The 21,367-nt window shown below is 64.6% G+C and carries 18 protein-coding genes; 5 read left to right on the top strand and 13 right to left on the bottom strand.

Annotated features, from left to right (window positions below):
* Positions 1–80 precede the first annotated feature (80 nt).
* Together fdxA and OOT43_RS08040 are read right to left on the bottom strand one after the other, a co-directional pair.
* Complete coding sequence (gene fdxA / locus OOT43_RS08035) at positions 81–404, bottom strand: ferredoxin FdxA (protein ID WP_266024857.1); 324 nt, start codon at positions 402–404, stop codon at positions 81–83.
* A 129-nt stretch (positions 405–533) separates the two neighbouring features.
* A complete protein-coding gene (locus tag OOT43_RS08040) occupies positions 534–1,337 on the bottom strand; it encodes an inositol monophosphatase family protein (protein WP_266024335.1) in 804 nt (267 codons plus the stop codon).
* 224 nt (positions 1,338–1,561) lie between these two features.
* Here OOT43_RS08040 and OOT43_RS08045 point away from each other — a divergent pair, with 224 nt between their 5' ends.
* From OOT43_RS08045 to OOT43_RS08060, 4 genes are all read left to right on the top strand, one after another.
* On the top strand, positions 1,562–3,259 hold the full coding sequence (locus OOT43_RS08045) for a SulP family inorganic anion transporter (protein WP_266024336.1): 1,698 nt from the start codon (positions 1,562–1,564) through the stop codon (positions 3,257–3,259).
* 92 nt (positions 3,260–3,351) lie between these two features.
* Positions 3,352–4,833: a sensor histidine kinase gene (locus OOT43_RS08050; protein ID WP_266024337.1), complete on the top strand. Its 1,482-nt coding sequence runs from the start codon at positions 3,352–3,354 to the stop codon at positions 4,831–4,833.
* Positions 4,823–6,220, top strand: coding sequence for a sigma-54-dependent transcriptional regulator (locus OOT43_RS08055; RefSeq protein ID WP_266024338.1), 1,398 nt, complete (start codon positions 4,823–4,825; stop codon positions 6,218–6,220). Before OOT43_RS08050 ends, OOT43_RS08055 begins: the two co-directional genes overlap by 11 nt.
* Before the next feature lie 199 nt (positions 6,221–6,419).
* A complete protein-coding gene (locus OOT43_RS08060; protein WP_266024339.1) occupies positions 6,420–6,656 on the top strand; it encodes a hypothetical protein in 237 nt (78 codons plus the stop codon).
* On the opposite strand, the gene ribA is transcribed toward OOT43_RS08060, so the two are convergent.
* The 10 genes from ribA to OOT43_RS08110 all read right to left on the bottom strand — a co-directional run bounded on the left by ribA (position 6,624) and on the right by OOT43_RS08110 (position 19,049).
* Complete coding sequence (gene ribA / locus OOT43_RS20440; RefSeq protein WP_317134060.1) at positions 6,624–7,838, bottom strand: GTP cyclohydrolase II; 1,215 nt, start codon at positions 7,836–7,838, stop codon at positions 6,624–6,626. The genes OOT43_RS08060 and ribA overlap by 33 nt on opposite strands.
* 132 nt (positions 7,839–7,970) lie before the next feature.
* Positions 7,971–10,010, bottom strand: coding sequence for a thioredoxin domain-containing protein (locus OOT43_RS08070; RefSeq protein ID WP_266024340.1), 2,040 nt, complete (start codon positions 10,008–10,010; stop codon positions 7,971–7,973).
* A 76-nt stretch (positions 10,011–10,086) separates the two neighbouring features.
* Complete coding sequence (gene pgaD, locus OOT43_RS08075; RefSeq protein ID WP_266024342.1) at positions 10,087–10,548, bottom strand: poly-beta-1,6-N-acetyl-D-glucosamine biosynthesis protein PgaD; 462 nt, start codon at positions 10,546–10,548, stop codon at positions 10,087–10,089.
* Positions 10,529–11,911, bottom strand: coding sequence for a poly-beta-1,6-N-acetyl-D-glucosamine synthase (gene pgaC, locus OOT43_RS08080; protein WP_266024343.1), 1,383 nt, complete (start codon positions 11,909–11,911; stop codon positions 10,529–10,531). Before pgaC ends, pgaD begins: the two co-directional genes overlap by 20 nt.
* 2 nt (positions 11,912–11,913) lie before the next feature.
* On the bottom strand, positions 11,914–13,842 hold the full coding sequence (gene pgaB, locus OOT43_RS08085) for a poly-beta-1,6-N-acetyl-D-glucosamine N-deacetylase PgaB (RefSeq protein ID WP_266024344.1): 1,929 nt from the start codon (positions 13,840–13,842) through the stop codon (positions 11,914–11,916).
* 120 nt (positions 13,843–13,962) lie between these two features.
* Positions 13,963–15,090, bottom strand: coding sequence for a sodium ion-translocating decarboxylase subunit beta (locus OOT43_RS08090; RefSeq protein ID WP_266024345.1), 1,128 nt, complete (start codon positions 15,088–15,090; stop codon positions 13,963–13,965).
* Positions 15,091–15,103: 13 nt separating this feature from the next.
* A complete protein-coding gene (gene oadA, locus OOT43_RS08095) occupies positions 15,104–16,900 on the bottom strand; it encodes a sodium-extruding oxaloacetate decarboxylase subunit alpha (protein ID WP_266024346.1) in 1,797 nt (598 codons plus the stop codon).
* A 23-nt stretch (positions 16,901–16,923) separates the two neighbouring features.
* Positions 16,924–17,181: an OadG family protein gene (locus tag OOT43_RS08100; protein WP_266024347.1), complete on the bottom strand. Its 258-nt coding sequence runs from the start codon at positions 17,179–17,181 to the stop codon at positions 16,924–16,926.
* A gap of 129 nt (positions 17,182–17,310) precedes the next feature.
* On the bottom strand, positions 17,311–17,604 hold the full coding sequence (locus OOT43_RS08105; protein ID WP_266024348.1) for a hypothetical protein: 294 nt from the start codon (positions 17,602–17,604) through the stop codon (positions 17,311–17,313).
* A gap of 89 nt (positions 17,605–17,693) precedes the next feature.
* Positions 17,694–19,049 (bottom strand): cellulase family glycosylhydrolase, encoded by a 1,356-nt coding sequence (locus OOT43_RS08110; protein WP_266024349.1) that lies wholly within the window; start codon positions 19,047–19,049, stop codon positions 17,694–17,696.
* Positions 19,050–19,318: 269 nt separating this feature from the next.
* Between OOT43_RS08110 and ispG the strand changes: the two genes are divergently transcribed.
* On the top strand, positions 19,319–20,542 hold the full coding sequence (gene ispG / locus OOT43_RS08115; RefSeq protein WP_266024350.1) for a flavodoxin-dependent (E)-4-hydroxy-3-methylbut-2-enyl-diphosphate synthase: 1,224 nt from the start codon (positions 19,319–19,321) through the stop codon (positions 20,540–20,542).
* Between the two features lie 6 nt (positions 20,543–20,548).
* Here the strand turns inward: ispG and OOT43_RS08120 are convergent, their stop codons facing one another.
* Positions 20,549–21,367 carry a ferritin-like domain-containing protein gene (locus OOT43_RS08120; protein WP_266024352.1) on the bottom strand — a complete coding sequence of 273 codons (819 nt, stop codon included), beginning with the start codon at positions 21,365–21,367 and terminating at the stop codon, positions 20,549–20,551.

Genomic DNA, 21,367 nt, shown 5'->3' on the forward strand with positions numbered 1-21,367 from the left:
CTCCGGGAATCGAGCCGGCACGCGCCTCGCACCGATTGAGCGTGGGCGCGCGCCGGTAAGGCGAAACTCGAGCGGGACGGTCAGCGCTCAAGATGCTGCAGCTTGTCCGGCTTGCCATTCCACTCGTCGGCGTCCGGCAGCGCCTCCTTCACCTCGGAAATGCCGGGCCAGGCTTTGGAAAGCTCGGCGTTCAGCTGGATGAACTGCTCCTGCCCTTCCGGCAGTTCGTCCTCGGAATAGATCGCATGAGCGGGACATTCGGGTTCGCACAGCGTGCAATCGATACATTCGTCGGGATCGATGACGAGAAAATTGGGGCCCTCGTGAAAACAATCCACTGGGCAGACATCAACGCAATCGGTGTATTTGCATTTGATGCAGTTTTCAGTCACAACAAAGGTCATCTGAGCAATCCTAAAGGTCGAAGGTCGTTCGCTTGAGTGAAGCGTTGTCATCTCGGGAGCGGCCAAGTCCGGTCCCGCATCGTGGGCACGCATTTTACATGCGCGCCCCCTTTTTCCCAAAACCGCAGATTACCCCTCCGATGGCGCTGCGCCGAGCCACGACACCCATTGGACAAACAGTTCGGGATCCAAGGCGGCCACGGCCGACCGCACGCCCATGTCCCCCGCGGCGGCCACTTCCCGGGCAAGGCGGGTCGCCCGGCCGCCTGCCTCATCCAGGATGAGCATTCCAGCGGCATAGTCCCACAGCTTCTGGCCGCCGTGCAGATAAAGATGGTAGCGGCCCGCCGCCAGCCAACACCACTCGAGGGCCGTGGATCCGAAGTTGCGTTGCGAGCTGAACGGCGGCTCGTCGACCAGCCGGCGCCTCAAGGCACGGTCGAGGCGCTTGAAGTCGACCACGGCGATGCAGCGCGGCAGGGGCAAGCCGACACGCCGCGTCAGCAGGCGCTCGCCGTTCACCCATGCCCCCTCGCCGGCCCTGGCTGAGAAGCATTCGCCGCGCACCGGATCGTATACCAAGCCCAGCACCGAACGCCCTTCCCGGATCAAGGCCAGCGATATGGAAAAGAAAGGGATCCCGGCGGCGAAGTTGCTGGTTCCATCCAGGGGGTCCAGGCACCACAGGCCGGCGCCGGCGCGCGCCAGGAGCCTCTCTTGCTCGTCCCGCCGCATTTCTTCCCCGAGCACGTCGATGTCGGGTGTCAGCCTGCGGAGCTCTCCGACCAGCCGCTCCTGAACGGCCAGATCGGCCTCCGTCACGATGCTGCCGTCCGGCTTGACCGACCTAAGGGACCGGGCGAAACGGGGAAGCAGTTCGTCGCGCGCGATGTCTTTGAGCAATGCCTCCAGGGCTGCGATTTCGGGGAACATTTTCCGGCCAAGCCTCTCTAATCTTCAGGCAAGTTTACGCGAAAAGTCGGGGGACACGGCGGCCCCTGGTGGATAACCACCCTTCATTATGGGTGGTGCAAACCACCGTTGCCGGATGCCTGCCACCAACCTGCCTCCATCAGGCCATTTTTCAATAAGACGAAACATGGCGCGATTCTCGCTTGTCGGAAATTCACCAACCCCGCATCCGACGCGAGACCGCCATGAACACATCGACGATTGCCGAGAGCACGCCGCCAAGCGGCGTTGCCGGCCTGCGAGCACACTGGAAAGACGACCTGATCTCGGGCTTCCTGGTGTTTCTGATCGCCTTGCCCCTTTGCCTCGGCATCGCCATGGCTTCCGGCTTCCCCCCGATGGCCGGTATCGTTTCGGCCGTAGTCGGAGGGCTCCTGGTATCCCGGATCAACGGCTCCTATGTAACCATCAACGGCCCCGCCGCCGGGCTCATCGTGGTGATTCTTGCCGCGACGCAGACACTGGGCCAGGGCGACGCGATGCAGGGCTATCGCTGTACGCTGGCCGCCATCGTGGTGGCTTCGGTGCTGCAGATAGCGCTGGGACTGTTCAAGGCGGGACGCCTCAACGCCTATTTCCCTGCATCGGTGGTCCACGGCATGCTCGCCGCAATCGGCATCATCATCATGGCCAAGCAGTTCCACGTCATGGTGGGTGTCAAGCCGGAAGCCGCCAGCGACGACCTGCTTGCGACGATTGCCGAGATTCCCCGCAGCCTGCTCGATCCCAACCCGGAAATCGCGCTGATCGGCGCCGTGGGCTTTCTGATCCTCGTCGCCTGGTCGCTGATGCGAAACCGCTATCTCAAGATGATCCCGGCACCGTTGCTGGTCGTGATCGCGGGGATGGCCCTCGGTAAATATTTCGACCTGGATCACGAACATATTTACATGTTCCATCCGGACAATCCGATCCTGCCCCACCACGAATACACCATCGGCCCCAAATTCCTGGTGACCATTCCGGAGGACTTTACCGCGGGATTCTATTTCCCGGATTTTTCCAAGGTATGGACGGCGGAATTCTGGGGTGCCGTTATCAGCATCTGCCTGGTCGGCAGCCTGGAAACGCTGCTCAGCGCGGTAGCGGTGGACAAACTCGACCCCTACAAGCGCTATTCCGATCTTAACCGCGATCTCACCGCCGTCGGAGCCGGCAATCTGCTCTGCGGCATGATCGGGGGTCTGCCGATGATCGCGGAAATCGTCCGCAGTTCGGCCAACATCACCAACGAGGCCAAGACCGGCTGGGCCAACTTTTTCCACGGCGCCTTCCTGCTGCTGTTCGTGGCATTGTTTCCGCACGTCATCCACGAGATTCCGCTGGCTTCACTGGCAGCGCTGTTGGTGTACACCGGCTTTCGCCTGGCCTCCCCTAAGGAATTCGCGAAGACCATGGACATCGGCTGGGAACAGTTGACGCTGTTCGTGATCACCATCTTCGGCGTGCTTGCCACGGACCTCCTGATCGGCGTCGCCATCGGCATTCTCGCCAAGCTGGTCATCCACATGCTGCGCGGCGTTCACCCGAAACATCTGCTCAAGATTTCCTACCGGATCGACGAGCGCCCGGCCGACACCTTCGTGATTCATGTGGACGGCTCGGCGATCTTCTCCAATTTCATCGCGCTGAAAAGCGAAGTCGCGGATTTGCCCGTCGGCAAGACGGTGATCTTCGACCTTTCGGATGCCGATTTCATCGACCACACCGTCATGGAATTCATCGACCACTTCCGGCTCGACTATGCACAGCGGGGCGGACGCTGCGAGATGCGAGGCCTCGAATCCCACGTGCCGTATTCGAACCATCCCCTGGCTGCGAGAAAGCGAAAACCGCAAGCGAAAGGCCCGGGCAAGGTCAGATTGGGCAGGCAGGCAGGCTGAAGCCGCGGCTACGGAGAACCGCTGCCGGCACCCGCCGCAGGCGCTGGAGCGATAAAGGGACTGGGCTATAATGCCCGCAGCCTCCATTCCCCATGTCCGTCGTGAAACCTCTGGTCTACCGCGCGGCCCAGCTTCGCGGCTGGGCTCTCCTCGGCCTGCTCGTACTGATCCTGACCGTACTGGTGGGCATGATCTGGCGCAACCTCGACCGGTTCGAGACCATCCGCGCCCATGTCAGCTATGCCCACCGCATCATGCAGACCGGCCTGGATCTCCAAAAAGCGCTGACGGATTCGCTGCAGGACAACGAAAAGGCGATCCGGCCCGGGCGCTTCGACGCCCTTGCCCGCGACCTCAACCAGCTCCGCCAGTCCGATCAGCATTTCGATCCCGACACGCCGCGCAAGCTTCAGATCGTCGAAACCTATCTCGCCGATCCCCTCCTCGGCCAGTTGGGCCCCCGCCCCCGGCGAACAAGACTGCTGCTCGCGCTCCATGTGATGAGCGAGATGCTGGATGCGGAAACCGCACGCCGGGAGGAGCTGCTGGAGGACATCAGCGCGAATACCCGCAGCGAGATCACCCTGGCCAGCCTGACGCTGGCCGCCATCCTGCTGGTGACCATGCTGTTCCTCACCCGCCGCATCCTGACACCCTTGCGGAATTTGCGGGAACTGCTGTCTCGAATCGCCCTCGAGGACTTCTCGCCGATCGCCACCCGCAACCTGGACCCGGTGCTGCTGCCGGTTTTCACCAGCTACAACGAGATGGTGAGCCAGCTCGCCGAGCTTCAGGAAACCAAGCGGCGTTATGCGGAATCTCTGGAAGCGGACGTGCGCTCCGCCACCCAGGCCCTGCTCGAACAGCAATACAGCCTCGCAAGGGCCGAGCGCTTCGCCGCGCTGGGCGAACTCGCCGCCGGCATCGCGCACGAGCTGCGCAATCCGCTGGCGGGCATCCAGATGAGCTGCAGCAACCTCAAGAATGAGGTGGGCAACCCGGAACACGTCGAACGGCTGGAACTCGTCATCGACGAACTCAAGCGGATGGGCCGGCTGCTCAACGAGCTGCTCGCCCAGGGCAAGCACACGCCGGCTCCGGCGCGGGATTTCAATCTGGCCTCGATGCTTCACGATCTGGCGGCGTTGACGCGCTACCAGGTTCCCACGCATGTCGCTCTGAGCTACGAAGTGCCCGAGGGGCTCGCCTGTCATCTGCCGGACAGCAGCTTGCGGCAGGCCTTGCTGAATCTGATTCTGAATGCCGCCGCGGCCATCGGCCCGGCACCGGGCGAGATCGGCATCAAGGTGCATACCGAGGGCGAGCAATTGATCATCCAGGTCTGCGACAATGGTCCCGGGTTTTCGGACGAAATCCTGAAACACGGTGTCCGTCCGTTCGGAACCGGCCGCCCCGGCGGAACCGGCCTCGGCCTCGCCATGGTGCAGCGCTTCATCCGCGAGGTGAACGGCCGGATGCATCTGGCCAACCGCACCGAGGGCGGCGCCTGCTGCACGCTCATCATCCCGCGCCACATCGCTTCTGCCGGAGAAAAACCCGCTTATGGCCTATAGCTTGCTGATCATCGAAGACGAGAAACTGCTCGGCTCGGAACTGGTCCGGCATTACGAACGGGCAGGCTGGGACGTCGATTGGGCCAAGACCTTGGCCGAGGCGCGCAACCTCTTCACCAAGAAAGCGGTCGACCCCCTGCTGGTGCTGTCCGACCGAAGCCTGCCGGACGGCAATGCGCTGGACCTGATGGAGGAGATGCGCGGCCAGGGCAATACTTCGGAATGGCTGCTGCTGACCGGCTACGGCAGCGTGCCGGATTCGGTCCGCGCCCTGCGCCTGGGCGCTTACGATTTCCTGGAGAAGCCCTGCGAACTCGAGCGCCTCGACTTGGTGGTCGCCAGTGCCACGCGTTCCGCCCAGGCGCAGCGCCGCCTGCTGGAGCAGGCGCAAGAACGGCACCGCCGCTATTCGCCCGAGGCCTACGTCGGCCGCAGCGAAGCCGCGCAGCGGGTACGCGACATGCTGGAGCGCCTCACCCGGGTGCCGTTCAGCGCCCTGATCATCGGCGGCGAAAGCGGCACCGGCAAGGGACTGGTCGCCCGCATCCTGCACTACTCGGGCAAGCGCGCCCAGCACCCGCTGATCGAACTCAACTGCGCCGCCCTCCCCCACGACCTGCTCGAATCCGAGCTGTTCGGCCATGAGGCCGGCGCTTTCACCGGCGCCATCGGCCGCCACCGCGGCCTCATCGAGCAGGCCGACGGCGGCACCCTGTTCCTGGACGAGATCGGGGAAATGCACCTCGATCTGCAGGCCAAGTTGCTCAAGGCGATCGAAGACCGCAAGATCCGCCGGCTGGGCTCGGAAAAGGAAATCAGCGTCGACGTCCAGATCCTGGCGGCCAGCAACCGCAACCTGGAAGACATGGTGCGCAACGGCAGCTTCCGCGGCGACCTTTTTCACCGGCTGAGCGTCTTCCGGCTGCAGCTGCCGCCACTTCGCCAGGTCAAGCAGGATCTGGAGGAGCTGGTGCCGTTGCTGATCGCGGAATTCAACGCCAAGGCGGGAAAGCAGGTGAAGGTCGTTCCCGACGACGCCTGGAGCCTGCTACGGACCTACGACTGGCCCGGCAACGTCCGTGAACTGCGCAACGTCATCGAGCGCTGCGTATTATTCGCCGAAGGCCCGGTCTTCCCCGCGCAGTGGCTGCAGTTGCCGGGACACATCAACGTTCCGCCGGCCGCATCAGCGGCCCCATCCGGAACCGAGTGCATCGTGCTGCCCCTGGACGGCAGCATGGCGCTGGACGACATGGACTGCTACATCATCCGCAGCACCCTCGAACGCTATGGCGGCAACGTCACTGCCGCAGCCCGCGCCTTGGGCGCCACCCGCGAGACGCTGCGCTACCGCATCCGCAAGTACGGCCTCAAGGAAACCGCCTGAGCCGCCTGCGGCGCTGTCGGATTCCCGACAATTCGCCGCGCTATCCTGGTGCGCTCACTCCACATGCAGCTGCCTCGACGGCGCCTAGGCCCTGATTGCCAAGGCTTGGCTGGGACGGCATGAGATATGCTTGACACAGAGCAAGGACCACCGCGCTACGGAACGGCTTCGACCTCACCGATGACCGGAGGACATGCCGATGACCACGCCCATCGCAAGCCGCCTGCACAAGGCCAAGACCTTCCTGATGCTTTGGGGCTGCGGCTGGAAACGCCGAAAGCTCCCCTCAGCAACCTCATACCGCATCGAATGGCAGGACCCCGCCTCCGGCGCCTGGTACGGCGACCGGACCGCCCTGCGCTTGTTGAAAGTCCAGGCCCTGGCGCCCTATGACCGGCCGGACTCAACCCGCGGGCGTTATTGCCGGCACTTTTGATCCCTCGGCGCGCAACGGACCGTACACGACCAGATCCCGACCCAGCGGCTGACAGCCGCAGTCGGCGATCCTGGCGGATCCCAGCCCGGAACCGCCGGTGCCGGTTTGGCCCCGGAACTGGGGCACGACGGTGATCACGCAGTAGTCCGCCAGCGCCCCCTCGAGGAAACGGCCGATCAGGCCGGCATCGCCGTCGACCAGGAGGGAACGCACCCCGAGGCCGAGGATCGCCGCCAATGCTGCCGCAAGGTCGATACCGCCTCGGGCGTCCGCGGGTACCGCAACGACATCGCCGGCGGTTGCCGGCGTGCCGGCCACGGCGAGCCTCACGGGCGCTTTCGAACCGTCGCGCAAAGCGAGCCGCAGCTCCGGCCCGGCCGGCTGCAATACCGCATCATGAGCAGCCCGCAGGGCAGCGGACAGCTCGCACGCCTCCGGCCCGGAAGCCTGCGCGTCCCCTCCGCCCAGACTCTGGGCGTGGCTCAGCGTCACGAACGGCCGGGCGGGCGGAAGCGGGCCTTCGGCCAGGCGTTCGAACAGGGTATCGAGGAACGGAAAACGCGGCCGCTTCCGCTCGAACGACAGCATATGTGCCATCTTCTCGACCTTGGCCCGGAGGTAACGGACGTTCTCCGGATGGCTGGGCGCCTCGATCGGCACCCGCGCGCCGATGGGTATGCCGTAGCGGCGCAGTTCGTCCAGCTTCTTCGGATTGTTGGTCATCAGCCGCACGCTCTTCACGCCCAGGTCTTCCAGGATGCGCGCCGCGACGTAATAGTCGCGCTCGTCGGCCTGATGGCCCAGGCGCAGATTGGCCTCCACCGTATCGAGCCCCTCGTCCTGCAGGTTATAGGCCCGCAGCTTTTGCACCAGGCCGATGCCCCGCCCTTCCTGACGCAAATACAGCAAGACGCCGCATTCCGCCTCGCCGATTGCGCTCAGCGCCAGGTCGAGCTGTTCGCCGCAGTCGCAGCGGCGGGAACCGAACACGTCGCCGGTCAGGCACTCGGAATGGACGCGGGCCAGCACCCCCTCCTGCCCCCGGACCTCGCCTTTCACCAATGCCAGATGCTGCTTGTCGTCCTGGGTGCCGCCGTAGCAGTGGATGACGAAATCGCCGAAGCGGTTGGGAAGACGGGTGCTGACGAGTTCGTGAACGACGGGGGCAGTCCGGGTTTTCATGCAGGCGGTGAATTCCGAAGAGAGTGCGGCTGAGCGAGCGGCACCGGAACCGGGTTCCGGGAAGCGCGCTCAAGGTGAAAATCTACGCTTATACACAAATTTGGCAGTGCATGCCAAGGGCGGGGCGTGGGATCAGCGGGCCGACAAGATTTCATTCAGGGAGTCGAGGGACTCCGCCGGTGGCGCGCAAACCCGCCCACGGCAGACATAGGCCAGCGGCCCGCGCGCACCCGGAACCCGTGCCGCCAGTTCCGGCGGCAGCCCGGCCGCATCGGAGGGAATCGCGTAGACCAGGGATTCCGGAGCGGCTGCGCGCGCCTTTGCACACCATTGCTCCAGCGCTTCGCCTTCGCCCCGCAGGATGCACAGCGGCGGCGGGTTGAGCCAGTCCCGGGCGGCATTCATCAAAGCGCCGTGGGCATTGGGGTGCTGGGCCATCGCACCCCGCGCCGCCCTCAAGCCCCGTTCGGCCGCATCGGCATAGCGCAGATCCCCCGTCAGGCCGGCGAGCCGGATCAGCGCGCGGATCGCGACGCCGTTACCGGACGGCATGGACTCGTCCATCCAGGGCTTGGGACGCTGGATGAGCGCCTCGTGATCGGACGAGGTGAAGAAGAAACCGCCGTATTCGGCATCCTCGAAACGCTCCAGCAACCGGTCCGCCAGCTCGACTGCCCAGGCCAGGTCGTCTGAGTTCCAGCGCGTCTGCAGAAGCTCCAGCGCGGCATCCAGCAGGAAAGCATGATCGTCGAGATAGGCGTCGAACCGCGCCCGCCCGTCCTTGTACACCGACATCAGCCGGCCATCGGCGTCCATGGTCCGACGCACGAACTCGAAGGCCCGGTCCGCGGAATCCTTGAAATCGTCCCGTCCCAACAAACGCCCAGCCACGGTCATGCCCCGGATCATGAGGCCGTTCCAGGAAGCGATGACCTTGTCGTCCCTGCCCGGCCGGACCCGTAGCTCCCTCGCCCGGCGAAGGCAAGCCCTGGCCGAGCCGAGCAGCCCAGCCACCTCGCCGCCGGTTTTCCCGGCCTCCGCCGCGACGGCTTCCAGGGACCGGGCAACGTGCAGATGCCAATGGCCTTCGAAATTCGGGGGCTCGTCCAGGCCATAACGACGGGAAAACACTGCGTACTCGTCCTCGGTGAGCAGCGCCTGCGCTTGCAGGCGATCCCAGACGTAGAACCTGCCCTCCTCGCCCTCTGAATCCGCGTCGAGAGCGGCGTAATAGCCGCCCTCCGGGGATTGCATCTCGCGGATCGCCCATTCGGCGGTTTCGATCGCGACGGCGGCGTAGGCCGGATCACCGGTGTGCGCCGCCATCCTGGCATACAGCTCGAGCAACGGACCGTTGTCATAGAGCATCTTCTCGAAATGGGGAATCTCCCAGCGTTCGTCCACCGAATAGCGGGCGAAGCCACCGCCGAGATGATCGTAGATGCCTCCCCGGGCCATGCCGTCGAGCGTCGTGCGCAGCATCTCGAAACCCTCGCCATCCGAGTGCATCAGGAATTCGAGCTCGGCCGTGTGGGGGAACTTGGGCGCGCCGCCGAATCCGCCGTGGACGGCATCGAAGTTCGTCCGAAGCGCATGCTTCGCCCGCGCCAGCAGTTCGACATCCGGCAGCATGGCGCCGTTGCCTTCACGGCCCAGGGCCTCCAGGGCCTCGCGCAATACTTGGCCGTTTTGGGCAAGATCGCCTCGGTGCTCGGCATAAAAGGCGGCCAGCTGGTGCAGCACGGACACGAAGGCCGGCATGTTGTAGCGCGGTTCCTTGGGGAAATAGGTGCCGGTGAAGAACGGCACCAGATCGTGCGGATTCAGGCATACCGTGAGCGGCCAGCCCCCGCCGCGGCGCGATAGCATCTGATGGACGGTCTGGTAGATGCGGTCGAGATCGGGCCGCTCCTCCCGATCCACCTTGATGTTGACGAACAGCCGGTTCATGACTTCCGCCGTCGCCTCGTCCTCGAACGACTCGTGCGCCATGACGTGGCACCAGTGGCAGGCGGAATAGCCGACGGACAGCAGGATCGGCCGGTCGGAACGGCGGGCTTCTTCCAGCGCCTCCGGCCCCCAGGGATACCAGTCCACCGGATTGTGGGCATGCTGCAGCAGATAGGGACTGGTCTCGCCTGTGAGGCGGTTGGAGCGCTGTGGGTCGCGCATGCTCGGGCGGCTTCTCGGAAGGGGAGTGCGGCCCAGTGTACCAGCTCCCCCGTATTTCCGAGTATCCCGCTGGGACTCAAAGGTCTGTTTCCGGACCTCGGCCCTGCAGCCGGGTGATCCGTCCCTGGGCGTCGAAATGAACTTCGACGTACCGGCTGCTCCGGCCTTCGGCGAGGCTGGGAAAATCGAGCTGGAAGGCTTCGCACAGGGCCTTGGCGGCAACGGGCGCCGGCAAGGGCGGTGCACTCCCGCCCGCGGCCGCGCCGGACAGGCCATAGGCAACGCGGAGCATCCACAACCCCGCCAAGCCCCCCACAGTCGCGGCATAGAGCTGCAGCAACTGAGTGAGACCCAGGTAACCGCCGGAAAGATTCACCCATACCGAGCAGAGCCGGATGTCCAGCCACCAGCCGCAAAGTTCCAATACCGGGAACAGGAAATAAGCCCACAGCAGCCAGCCCGCCGCGGCCACGGCAAGCGCGCCGAAGCGCTGGCGACGAGTCTGCAGCTCCGGTGCGTTAATGACGAGTTCGGTCACTCCTCAAAACTCCTCTGTCCAAAGTCACCCAGACCGCGCGCTGGCCCTTCTTTTTCCTGACGGCCCGCAGGAAACCGGCCACCGTGGTCGAAACATTGATGAGCCAGTACACCAGCGGGTACCAGACCATCCAGTAGTAATAGCGGCCCATGCCGCCGATCCTGGCTTCGTAGCGCGAATCGATGGCGAGGCTGACCGCGAACTGCGCCAGGCAAGTGATGCTGAGCAGCATCCCGGTCCAGCTCGGCACCAGTTCAGCGAGAACCCCGCCATCCAGGTCGAAGACCTGGCCGAGTAGCCAGGCTACGGTCGCTGCGAGCACGAGGTGAGACCACAGGATGCCGGCCAGCGTTTCGGCGTAGAGCGGCCACATGCGCCGGGCCGGCCAGGAGAGAACCGGCCGGATATAGCGCATGAGCACCTCGACGCCGCCCTGCGCCCAACGGCGGCGCTGCTTCCACAGGCCTGCCAGGGTTTCCGGCATGAGCACCCAGCACAAAGCGTTGTGCTCGAAGCGGATGTCCCAGCCGCCGAGCTGGAGCTTCCAGCTGATGTCGATGTCTTCCGTGATCATGTCGTTGCTCCAGTAGCCGACCTCGTGCAGGGCGCTCTTGCGGAATGCGGCGATTACACCGGAAACCGTGAAGACGCAGCCATAAACCCGCTGCGCCCGCTTGATGAGTCCGACGATGGCCGAGAACTCGCCGACCTGGATTTTGCCGAGCAGCGTGGAGCGGGTGCGGATGCGGGGATTCCCCGTCACCGCGCCCACCCGCGGGCCGGCGAGGAAATGCCGCAGCATCCAGCGAGCCGCTTCCGGCGCCAGCAGGGCATCGCCGTCGATGCAGATCAGGTATTCGTATTTGCTCAACAAGGCGCCGGTCTTGAGCGCCGTGGCCTTGCCCTGGTTGGACGCCAGGTTCACCACCCGCAGACGTTCGTATCGCCCGGCGAGCTCGTGGAGTATCTCCAGGGTGTTGTCGGGGCTGCCATCGTTGATGGCGATGATTTCGTAATTGGGATAATCCTGCTTCAGCAGGTATTCCACGGTTTCGTGGATGTTCCCGGCTTCGTTGTAGCAGGGAATCAGGAACGAGACCCCCGGATAGTGGGAAAGACCCGGAGCATCATCGACCGGATCGCCGTCGGGCCGCTCCCAGCGCAGCCAGTAGATGCCGGCCCCTATCATCCAGACATAGGCCATGAACAGCGGATAGAAGAAGATGAAACTGGAAATCCAGTCGCCCCACGCCTGCCAGGGCAGGCTTTCCACCTTCGGGGCCGCACCGGCGACGAACCCTGCGATGGCCTCGCCGGCCTGGGCGAGGGCCACCCGCCAGGCATCCGCCGCAGAACCGGACACGCTCACGGCGCCCACGGTGCAGTGAACACGGATTTGGCGGACGCCAGCCGCGGCTGGTCGTGGAACGGGTTGTCCGGGTAGTAGCCCAGGTGCACCGCGCCGGCCTTAAGGAGCAGATCCGCCTGCCCCAGGAAAACCTCCATGGGAATATCCTGCTGGGTATTCCAATCGACGCTCTGGAGTTCGAAGACCGTCTTCTTCAGTCCGTCCGGATAGGCCGCCACCTTCTCGACGAGCGACTTGAGCCACGCGTCCGGCCGCTCGGCTTTCTCCATGAACGGCATGGCCTCCAGCGCGATGTAGTCGTAATGTTTCAACGCCTCGGCGAAATTCTGCGCGTACCATTCCTCGCTGTCCGGCATGAACACGGGCAGGGCATAGAGGTTGCGCGCCGTCTTCAACTCGGGCCGGAACGCACGGACGCGGGATGCCAGCTCGTCGGTGAAATCGTGCAGCACCGCCGTCTTGCGCTGCGCCCAACGCATCCGCATGCCGGCGGGTTCGTGCAGGTGCTCGAACCGGTCTGGCAGGCCCCAAACCTTCTTGCCATAAGTTAGGGCTACCCGCGAGACATCCTCGAAATCGGACAGGATCGCGTCGTCGTGGAACAGGAGGCCGTTGAAATTGCAGTGCTTGGCCAAGTCCTCGTAGATTTCCCCGACGAGCTTCCGCGCCTTCGCGTTGAAGGGCGACAACCGGTGGTAAATGTGGCTGCTGGTGCGCGCCTTGCCATCGCGCCACTCCCGCACGAACCAATCCTCGGGCACCTTGGCCCGGTAAGCCAGCACCGGCATCCAGGCATAGACCCGCACCCTGGCGCGGATGTGGAACTGCCAGGCCGCCCGGTTGAAAAGATCGGCTCGCATCGGCAGGTGCCGGTTGGGAAAATACAGCGCATCGGCATTGCCGTCGCCGTCCGGGTCGGCATAGGCCTGCAGATAAACCGCGTTGACACCCATGGCATGGATCCGCTCCAGTTCCTCGCCGAGGTTGCGCTCGGTCTGCGCCGGATCGGGATCGTATATGTAATCCAGGTCCACATGGGCGACCCGGACCGGCCGGTCCGCCCGCAGGCGGGTGAGTATGTCGGCGAATTCGTCCACTTCGGGGTCGGCGGTGAGCAGCATGCGCTTGACCGCCGCCAGCTCGGACGTGTCGTTGCGCCCTTCCCTCAAACCCATGGTGACGACCATGCCGAGCCTGGCGGCCTCCTCGATCAACGCCTGATTGTATTCGCCGTAGGGCCAGACCATGACCCGCGGCTTGACGCCGGCGTGGCGGGCGATCCCGTCCGCGCTGCTCTGCAAGTCCTCGCGGATGCGCTTGCGGTAGGCTTCGTCCGATTCGTAGCTTTTCGAAGCCGGGTCGTAGATCCGGGTCACGCCGGCGGGCTGCAGGTTGCCTTGGGGATTCCCCGGCAATCCCCGATGCATGTCGTAACTGTGGGAGGCGATTTCAACCAGCCCGGAACGCGCCAATTCCCGCACTTGCTCCCAGCTCAGCAGCGATTCGCGCTTGAGCACGAACTCCCCGCCCAGCGGCACGACGGCGCCATCCGGCAGGTCCATCCACGATCCCACCAGCGCGACGGTGGCGGGATAGCCATACCTTTTCAGCAGCGGAAATACGGTGTGGTAGAAGCTGGCGTAACCGTCGTCGAAGGTCAGCACGACGGCTTTATCCGGCAGTCCCGCCTGCTTGCCCGCCTTCGCGTCCAGCAAGTCCTGTATGCCGACCACATGGTAGCCGTTGTCCTTCAGCCATTGGAAATAGGCCTCGAGATGGGCCGGCGTGACGACGGTGGAACCGCCGGTATAGTCCAGCCGCACGTCCTCCCTCACGTCGTGGAACGACGCGACCACGAACGAAGACCCTGCCTGTGCCGTCGAGGCAAGAACCAGGGCGAACGCCATCAGGAGGCGGGACAACATCGAGACTCCGAAAGAACTGCCAAGGAAATGCAAAAAAGGCGGCGGAACCACCCGAGGACCGACGCGCCGCGAACGGCGCGCTATTTTAGCGGCTTCCCGAAAGAGCGCAATTCGCGCGGATTATTGGACCAGCGCCAGCAGCACGCCCGCCGCCACGGCGGAGCCGATGACACCGGCCACGTTCGGCCCCATGGCATGCATCAAGAGGAAGTTGTGGGGATTGCTCTCCTGACCCACCTTGTTGGCCACCCGTGCCGACATCGGGACGGCGGAGACGCCTGCCGCGCCGATCAGGGGATTGATCTTATGAAGAGTAAAGCGGTTCATCAGCTTCGCCATCAGCACCCCGGAGGCCGTGCCGAAGCCGAATGCGATCGCGCCGAGCACGAGAATTCCCAGGGTCTCCGGGCGGAGGAAGGCATTGGCGCTCAGCTTGGAACCGACCGACAGTCCCAGGAAGATCGTAACGATGTTGATCAGCTCGTTCTGCGAGGTTTTGCTCAGCCGCTCGACCACGCCGCATTCGCGCATCAGGTTACCCAGGCAGAACATGCCGATCAAGGGCGCGGCCGACGGCAGCAGCAAGGCGGTCAGGATCAGCAACACGACCGGGAAAACGATCTTCTCGGTCTTGCCGACGACGCGCAACTGGGTCATCTCGATCAGGCGCTCTTCCGGCGTGGTCAGGGCACGCATGATCGGCGGCTGAATCAGCGGCACCAGGGCCATATAGGAATAGGCCGCGACGGCGATGGCGCCGAGCAGGTCGGGCGCGAGCCTGGAGGCCACATAGATGGCAGTGGGGCCATCGGCACCGCCGATGATGGCGATGGCTGCCGCATCCCTGAAGCTGAACTGCAGGCCGGGTACCAGGTTCAGCGCCAGCGCGCCGAACAGGGTGCCGAAGATGCCGAACTGCGCGGCCGCCCCCAGCAGAAGGGTCTTGGGGTTGGCCAGCATGGGACCGAAGTCCGTCATGGCCCCCACACCCATGAAGATCAGCAGCGGGAATATCCCGGACTTGATGCCGAAATACAGATACGCGAGCAGCCCGCCCTCTTCAGCGATGCCGGCGACCGGGATGTTGCTGAGCACCGCGCCGAAGCCGATGGGAAGCAGCAGCAAAGGCTCGAAGCCCTTGCGGATGGCTAGGTAGATTAGCAGAAACCCCACCGTCATCATGACGACCTGTCCCCACTGAAAGTTTGACAGGCCGGTGCTGCTCCACAATTCGACGAATCCGTTCATGGATCGGCCCGCCTCAGCCCAGCGTGACCAGCACGTCGCCGGTATTGACGGTATCGCCCGGCTTGACGGCGATGCCAACCACGACGCCGCCGCTGCGCGCCCTCACTTCGGTCTCCATTTTCATGGCCTCCATGACGACGACCACCTGGCCTTCGGCCACTTTCTGCCCTTCGGTGACGTTGATACGCAGCACGTGCCCCGCCATCGGCGCGCTGACCGACTCGCTGACGGCCCGCGCGGCGAGGATCTGCGCCGCCGCGGACGGCGAAGCCGCGCCGGCCGCCGGATTGATCGCCCCGATGGCGCCGCCCGGCGCCACCTCAACCTGATAGCTGCGGCCGTTGACCGTGACGGTGTAGAGCCGGGCGCCATCCGGCGCCACCGTCTCGCCCGTGACTTCAGCCACGGGTGCGGCGGGCTCGGTGCCGGGCGCCGGCTCGAAGGCCGCCGGATTACCCCGGTTCTGCAGGAAACGCCAGCCGACCTGGGGGAACAGGGCGTAGGTCAGCACGTCCTCGACCTGCGGGGAGGAAAGCTTCACGCCGTGCTCCTTGGCCAGACGCTTCAATTCGTCCGTCAGCTTCTTCAGTTCGGGCTCCAGGAGATCGGCTGGGCGGCAGGTGATCGGCTCGTCGCCTTTCAGCACGCGGGACTGCAGTTCGGCATTGACCGGCGCCGGGGTGGCGCCGTATTCGCCCCGCAGGACACCCGCGGTCTCCTTGGTAATGGTCTTATAGCGCTCCCCTGCAAGCACGTTGAAGACGGCCTGGGTACCGACGATCTGAGAGGTCGGCGTCACCAGTGGAATGAAGCCCAGATCCTCGCGGACCTTGGGAATCTCCCGCATCACTTCGTCGAAGCGCTCCAGCGCCCCCTGCTCCTTAAGCTGGCTTTCCATGTTGGTGAGCATGCCGCCCGGCACCTGGGCCACCAGAATGCGGCTGTCGACGCCTTTCAGGCTGCCCTCGAACTTGGCGTACTTTTTCCGGACCTCGCGGAAATAGGCTGCGATTTCCTCCAGCAGCTGGATGTCGAGGCCGGTATCGCGCTCGCGTCCCTGGAAGATCGCCACGACCGCTTCGGTGGGGCTGTGACCGTAGGTCATGCTCATGGACGAAATCGCCGTGTCAACGTTGTCGATGCCGGCCTCGACCGCCTTCACGATGGCCGCCGTGCTCAAACCCGTGGTCGCATGGCATTGCATGTGGATCGGCACGCCGACCTCCCGCTTGAGGCGGCCGACCAGTTCCTCGGCAACATAAGGCTTGAGGAGACCCGCCATGTCCTTGATGCAGATCGAATGGGCGCCCATGTCCTCCAGGCGCTTGGACAGGTCGACCCACATGTCGACCGTGTGCACCGGACTTACGGTATACGAAATCGTGCCTTGGGCATGCTTGCCCACGGCGATGGTCGCGCGGATTGCCTTTTCGAAGTTGCGGAGGTCGTTGAGCGCGTCGAAGATGCGGAACACGTCGACACCGTTTTCGGCCGAGCGCTCCACGAATTTCTCCACCACGTCGTCCGCGTAGTGGCGATAGCCCAGCAGGTTCTGGCCGCGCAGCAACATCTGCAGACGGGTATTCGGCAAAGCCTTCTTCAACGTCCGCAGGCGCACCCACGGGTCTTCGCCCAGATAGCGGATGCAGGCATCGAAGGTCGCACCGCCCCAAGCCTCCAGGGACCAGAATCCGACCTTGTCCAACTTGGGACAGATCGGCAGCATGTCCTCAAGACGGAAGCGGGTGGCCAGCAGGGACTGATGTGCATCGCGCAGGACGACGTCAGTAATGCCCAAAGGGGTTGCCATGCAAAAACTCCTTAGAATGTGCCTTACTTGTTCTGGTAGCGGTGGATTGCGGCCGCGACCGCGGCGACGATCTCCGCCTCGTCCTCACCGCCAGCGCTCCTGACGGGCACGGCGCTCGCGGGCTTCAGCGCGACCGGCTCCTCCGGCGAATAACGGCCGATCAGCCGCGAAGCCGCGTGGATGACTCCCACCAGCAGAGCCAGAAACAGGAACACGATGGTCATGCCGATGAGCATGAGCCTGCTCCCGGCCACCAAGAGCTCTGGGATCGACGATTCCATGCGGGAAATTCCAGGTTAGCGACAAAACGCTGGAATGATAAAGCGCTGCGGCGGGAAAGTCGAACTGCGCCGCGCGGCGGCCTCGCGCCCACGGCGTACATTCGGGATTGGCGGAAGGAATTGTTAGCGTTAGCGGTTGAGTTGAAGCATGTTTTGATCGTCCCTCGAACCGCGCTCCTCTTCGTGATGCTGCTGCAGTTCCTTCGGCTTGAGCGTCAGCTTGGCGATGCCGGTCCAGCCGGCCATGAACATCAGCATCGCGATCGTCGACACCGTCACCACCGCTGTCAGCCGGTCCGGACTTTTCGCCCAGAACAGCACCCACTTGGGCTTGATAAAGCTAAGGATCATGCCGATCACGAAAAAGGCGGCGGCGAACGCCACCAGAATTCTTAAAATCATCACCTTGGTAGCCAAGTCCATACGCTCGTCCTCGAAACGAGTAACCGGGAAAAGCGCGATTAAACCGGATTCGATGAATCCGCGCCACTCGCCCGCCGTGGCGTGCGGACTCAGCGCTCGGCGCAGAATTCGAAACGGGCAGCTCCGCCCACCGGGATCACCCGGCTCCAGCCATCGCCTCTGGCGGTCAGCGTGCCGCCCGCCTGACCGTAAAGAGCACCGCGCATCCTCGTCACGGTCGCCTCCTCCGGCAGGCTGATTTGCCACAGCCTGGGAACCGAGGCCGTGTTCCGCACTTCGACTCGGGTGCAGTGGGTGCTCCCGAGGTCCGGCGCCGGAGTCAGTAACGCGATCAGGCCAGCGCCCGACGGGATGGCGGAATCGGCTTCCTCGTTGCCGGCGGGCGACGCACAGCCGCCAGCTTCGATGCCCTCCCCACAAGCCGCTGCCCCTGCCGGGCCGCCCCACAGCCGCGTCAACAGACCCAGCTCACCCTGCCTGACGGCCTGCCAGTCCGCCTCGAACAAGGAGCCGCCGGCATCCCACGACGCCAGGAATGCACTGCGGATACCCCGTGAGATCAGATCATCCACCAGCGCCTCCGCCGCCGCATCGCCGCGCAAACTTCCGCCACGCCCGGAAACCCCGCCGGTTTCCACGGGAACGACGGCATAGCCGGCATCGCGGAATCCTTCGATCCGCGACAGCCATGCTCCAGCCGGACCGTCCGGAAATTGGCTGGCCTCGGCGCCGATATCCACGGCGGGCGACAGCACCAGGCGGTCGGCCGGAAACTCGGGCAGGAAGCACCATGGAACCAGGCCGTCTCCCGATGCCTCGGCACAGGTCGCACCGGATGCATCGACTTCCAGGAACACCAGCAGATCGGGCGCCGTCTCCAGCACCGCCGCGGCGGCCCGCTCGGTACCGCTCCGAGTGAGGTCCGCCGTGCTTCCCCCCGCGTCCTGCAGGCCAAGGCCGAGAAAGTGGCCGAGCGGCCCGTAGCGTGAGGCCATGAACGCCAGATCGGCGAGCCAGGACTCTGCCGAAGCGCCTCCGTCACAATCCGAGCGGCGGTGGTCGAGGGCGAAGTAGATGCCCCGGCGGTCGAGCGCGGCCAGCACGGCATCCAGGACCTCCAGGGCATTTTTGCCGGCAAGGTCCGGATTCAACGATGGCTCGACAGCGCTGACGCCGCTGGCCGTCAGGCTCGCCGGGCACACTGGAATCCGCACCGCATTGAATCCGAGGAACTGCATCTGTTCGAGCATGTCCTCCAGACTGCGGACGGAAAGTCCCCGTCCGGCGTGTTCTTCGCTCTCGAAGCCGGACCAGCTGACGCCTCGCAGGTAAACCGCCTGTCCCGCCGCGTCGTAGATGACGCCGCCCTCCACTTTCCAGGCCAGCGCGTCGGCCGCCGCCAGCAATTCCCCCAGAAAAACCATCGCCCTGAACAGCACCTTCATGTGATTCATCCGTATGACCCGCGTAGGAACGAGATGTCATCCGGCCCCCACCGGAACGACGATGCCGATGGGGCAAAGGCAGTGCCAAGCTGCCGCATCCCTTGTAATTCGGGCGCCGCGGCGAATCAGCAGGATCTGGAAACGGATTTTTCGACGCCTTCAGGCGACAGGATTCGGGGATTGACACCCGAGTAAGGAACTAGGAAATTAGCCGGACACGCGGCAACTGGTAAAATCGTCCGGTTAACACCCACCTCTTCAGGTAACGCATGATGAATCGCAAACAGACTGTCGGCGTGCGCGTCGGTTCGGTACAGATAGGGGGCGGCGCGCCCATCGTGGTCCAGTCCATGACCAACACCGACACCGCCGACGTGGCGGGAACCGTCCGCCAGGTCATCGACCTGGCCCGGGCCGGTTCGGAACTGGTTCGCATCACGGTCAACAACGAAGAAGCCGCCGAAGCCGTGCCCCGCATCCGGGAACAATTGGACCGGCAGGGCTGCAGCGTGCCCCTGGTCGGCGACTTCCATTTCAACGGCCACAAACTGCTCGACAAGTACCCCGCCTGCGCCGAGGCGCTGGGCAAATTCCGCATCAATCCGGGCAACGTCGGACGCGGCTCCAAGCGCGACCCGCAGTTCGCCCAGATGATCGAATTCGCCTGCCGCTACGACAAACCGGTCCGCATCGGCGTCAACTGGGGCAGCCTGGACCAGTCGGTGCTGGCCCGTTTGCTCGATGAGAACGCCCAGCTCGCCGAGCCGCGGCCGTTGCCGGAAGTGATGCGCGAAGCCGTGATCACCTCGGCGCTGGAAAGCGCGGAAAAGGCGCAGAGCTTCGGCCTGGCGAAGGATCGCATCGTGCTGTCGTGCAAGATGAGCGGGGTGCAGGAGCTGATTTCGGTCTACGAGTCCTTGTCGAGCCGCTGCGACTACGCCCTGCACCTGGGACTGACCGAGGCCGGCATGGGCTCCAAGGGCATCGTCGCCTCCACTGCCGCGCTGTCCGTGCTGCTGCAGCAGGGCATCGGCGACACCATCCGGATATCGCTCACCCCCGAGCCCGGCGCCGACCGCACCCTGGAAGTCATCGTCGCCCAGGAAATCCTGCAGACCTTAGGTCTGCGCTCGTTCACCCCCATGGTGATCTCCTGCCCCGGCTGCGGCCGCACCACCAGCGATTATTTCCAGAAGCTGGCCCAGCAGATCCAGTCGCACCTGCGCCACAAGATGCCCGAATGGCGCAAGCGCTACCACGGGGTGGAAGACATGCACGTGGCCGTGATGGGCTGCGTGGTGAACGGCCCAGGCGAAAGCAAAAACGCCAACATCGGCATCAGCCTGCCCGGCAATGGCGAACAACCGGTCGCGCCGGTGTTCGAGGACGGCGTCAAGACGGTGACGCTGAAAGGCGACCGCATCGCCGAGGAATTCCAGGAACTGGTCGAGCGCTACATCGAGTCACACTACGGCAGCCGGGCCGAAGCCTGAGCCGCCTCAACTCTCCGCAGCAGGCGACCCGGAAACTCCCAAGCGCTCGAGTTCACGCGCACTGAATCCCGCGCGCCGGCGGAGTTCGGCATTGAAAGGCCCTCGGACCTGGCCGCGCAGATGGCGCTGCACCAGGGAAAAATACTCCTCTTCGGGATCGACGCCGCGCTGACCGCAGATCCACCGGAACCACTGCGAACCCAGGGCCACGTGGCCGACTTCGTCGTGGAGGATGCGCTCGAGGATGGCGACGCTCCGTTCGTCGCCGGCCTGCCGCAGCCTCTCGATCATGCCCGGCGTCACGTCCAGCCCGCGCGCTTCCATGAAGCGCGGCACCAGCGCCATGCGGGCGGCGGCGGCGTAGGCCGTGTCCTCCGCGAGGCTCCACAGGCCGCCGTGGGCAGGGAGATCGCCGTAATCGGCGCCAAGTTCGCGCAGCCGCTCCCGCACCAGGGCGAAGTGCTCGGCCTCCTCCGCTGCCACCCTCAGCCAATCGCGATAGTAGGCTTCCGGCAGCCCGCGGAAGCGGTAGAGATGATCCCAGGCCAGTTGGATCGCGCTGAACTCGATGTGGGCCACTGCATGCAATAGCGCCACCCGCCCCTCGAGGGTGTTGATGCCTCGACGCGGCAGATCGCGCGGATCGACCCGCCGCGGGCGCTCGGGGAAACGGGCGAAGCCGATCGGCAGCGGTTCGCCTTCCGCGCCGAAATCGAGCTCGCCGGCCAGACAGGCCTGCCAGGCCTCGTGGGATACCGCCAGCTTGGTTTCGACGTCGGGCGAACCGAGACAGCGCTCGGCGTACGCGTAAACGTTCCCAGTCAT

The organism is Methylococcus mesophilus, assembly GCF_026247885.1.
Taxonomy (GTDB): domain Bacteria; phylum Pseudomonadota; class Gammaproteobacteria; order Methylococcales; family Methylococcaceae; genus Methylococcus; species Methylococcus mesophilus.

Coding starts and splice junctions, on each gene's coding strand:
- fdxA (WP_266024857.1), bottom strand. CDS start 404: ATGACCTTTGTTGTGACTGAAAACTGCATCAAATGCAAATACACCGAT.
- OOT43_RS08040 (WP_266024335.1), bottom strand. CDS start 1,337: ATGTTCCCCGAAATCGCAGCCCTGGAGGCATTGCTCAAAGACATCGCG.
- OOT43_RS08045 (WP_266024336.1), top strand. CDS start 1,562: ATGAACACATCGACGATTGCCGAGAGCACGCCGCCAAGCGGCGTTGCC.
- OOT43_RS08050 (WP_266024337.1), top strand. CDS start 3,352: ATGTCCGTCGTGAAACCTCTGGTCTACCGCGCGGCCCAGCTTCGCGGC.
- OOT43_RS08055 (WP_266024338.1), top strand. CDS start 4,823: ATGGCCTATAGCTTGCTGATCATCGAAGACGAGAAACTGCTCGGCTCG.
- OOT43_RS08060 (WP_266024339.1), top strand. CDS start 6,420: ATGACCACGCCCATCGCAAGCCGCCTGCACAAGGCCAAGACCTTCCTG.
- ribA (WP_317134060.1), bottom strand. CDS start 7,838: ATGAAAACCCGGACTGCCCCCGTCGTTCACGAACTCGTCAGCACCCGT.
- OOT43_RS08070 (WP_266024340.1), bottom strand. CDS start 10,010: ATGCGCGACCCACAGCGCTCCAACCGCCTCACAGGCGAGACCAGTCCC.
- pgaB (WP_266024344.1), bottom strand. CDS start 13,842: ATGTTGTCCCGCCTCCTGATGGCGTTCGCCCTGGTTCTTGCCTCGACG.
- OOT43_RS08090 (WP_266024345.1), bottom strand. CDS start 15,090: ATGAACGGATTCGTCGAATTGTGGAGCAGCACCGGCCTGTCAAACTTT.
- oadA (WP_266024346.1), bottom strand. CDS start 16,900: ATGGCAACCCCTTTGGGCATTACTGACGTCGTCCTGCGCGATGCACAT.
- OOT43_RS08100 (WP_266024347.1), bottom strand. CDS start 17,181: ATGGAATCGTCGATCCCAGAGCTCTTGGTGGCCGGGAGCAGGCTCATG.
- OOT43_RS08105 (WP_266024348.1), bottom strand. CDS start 17,604: ATGGACTTGGCTACCAAGGTGATGATTTTAAGAATTCTGGTGGCGTTC.
- OOT43_RS08110 (WP_266024349.1), bottom strand. CDS start 19,049: ATGAAGGTGCTGTTCAGGGCGATGGTTTTTCTGGGGGAATTGCTGGCG.
- ispG (WP_266024350.1), top strand. CDS start 19,319: ATGATGAATCGCAAACAGACTGTCGGCGTGCGCGTCGGTTCGGTACAG.
- OOT43_RS08120 (WP_266024352.1), bottom strand. CDS start 21,367: ATGACTGGGAACGTTTACGCGTACGCCGAGCGCTGTCTCGGTTCGCCC.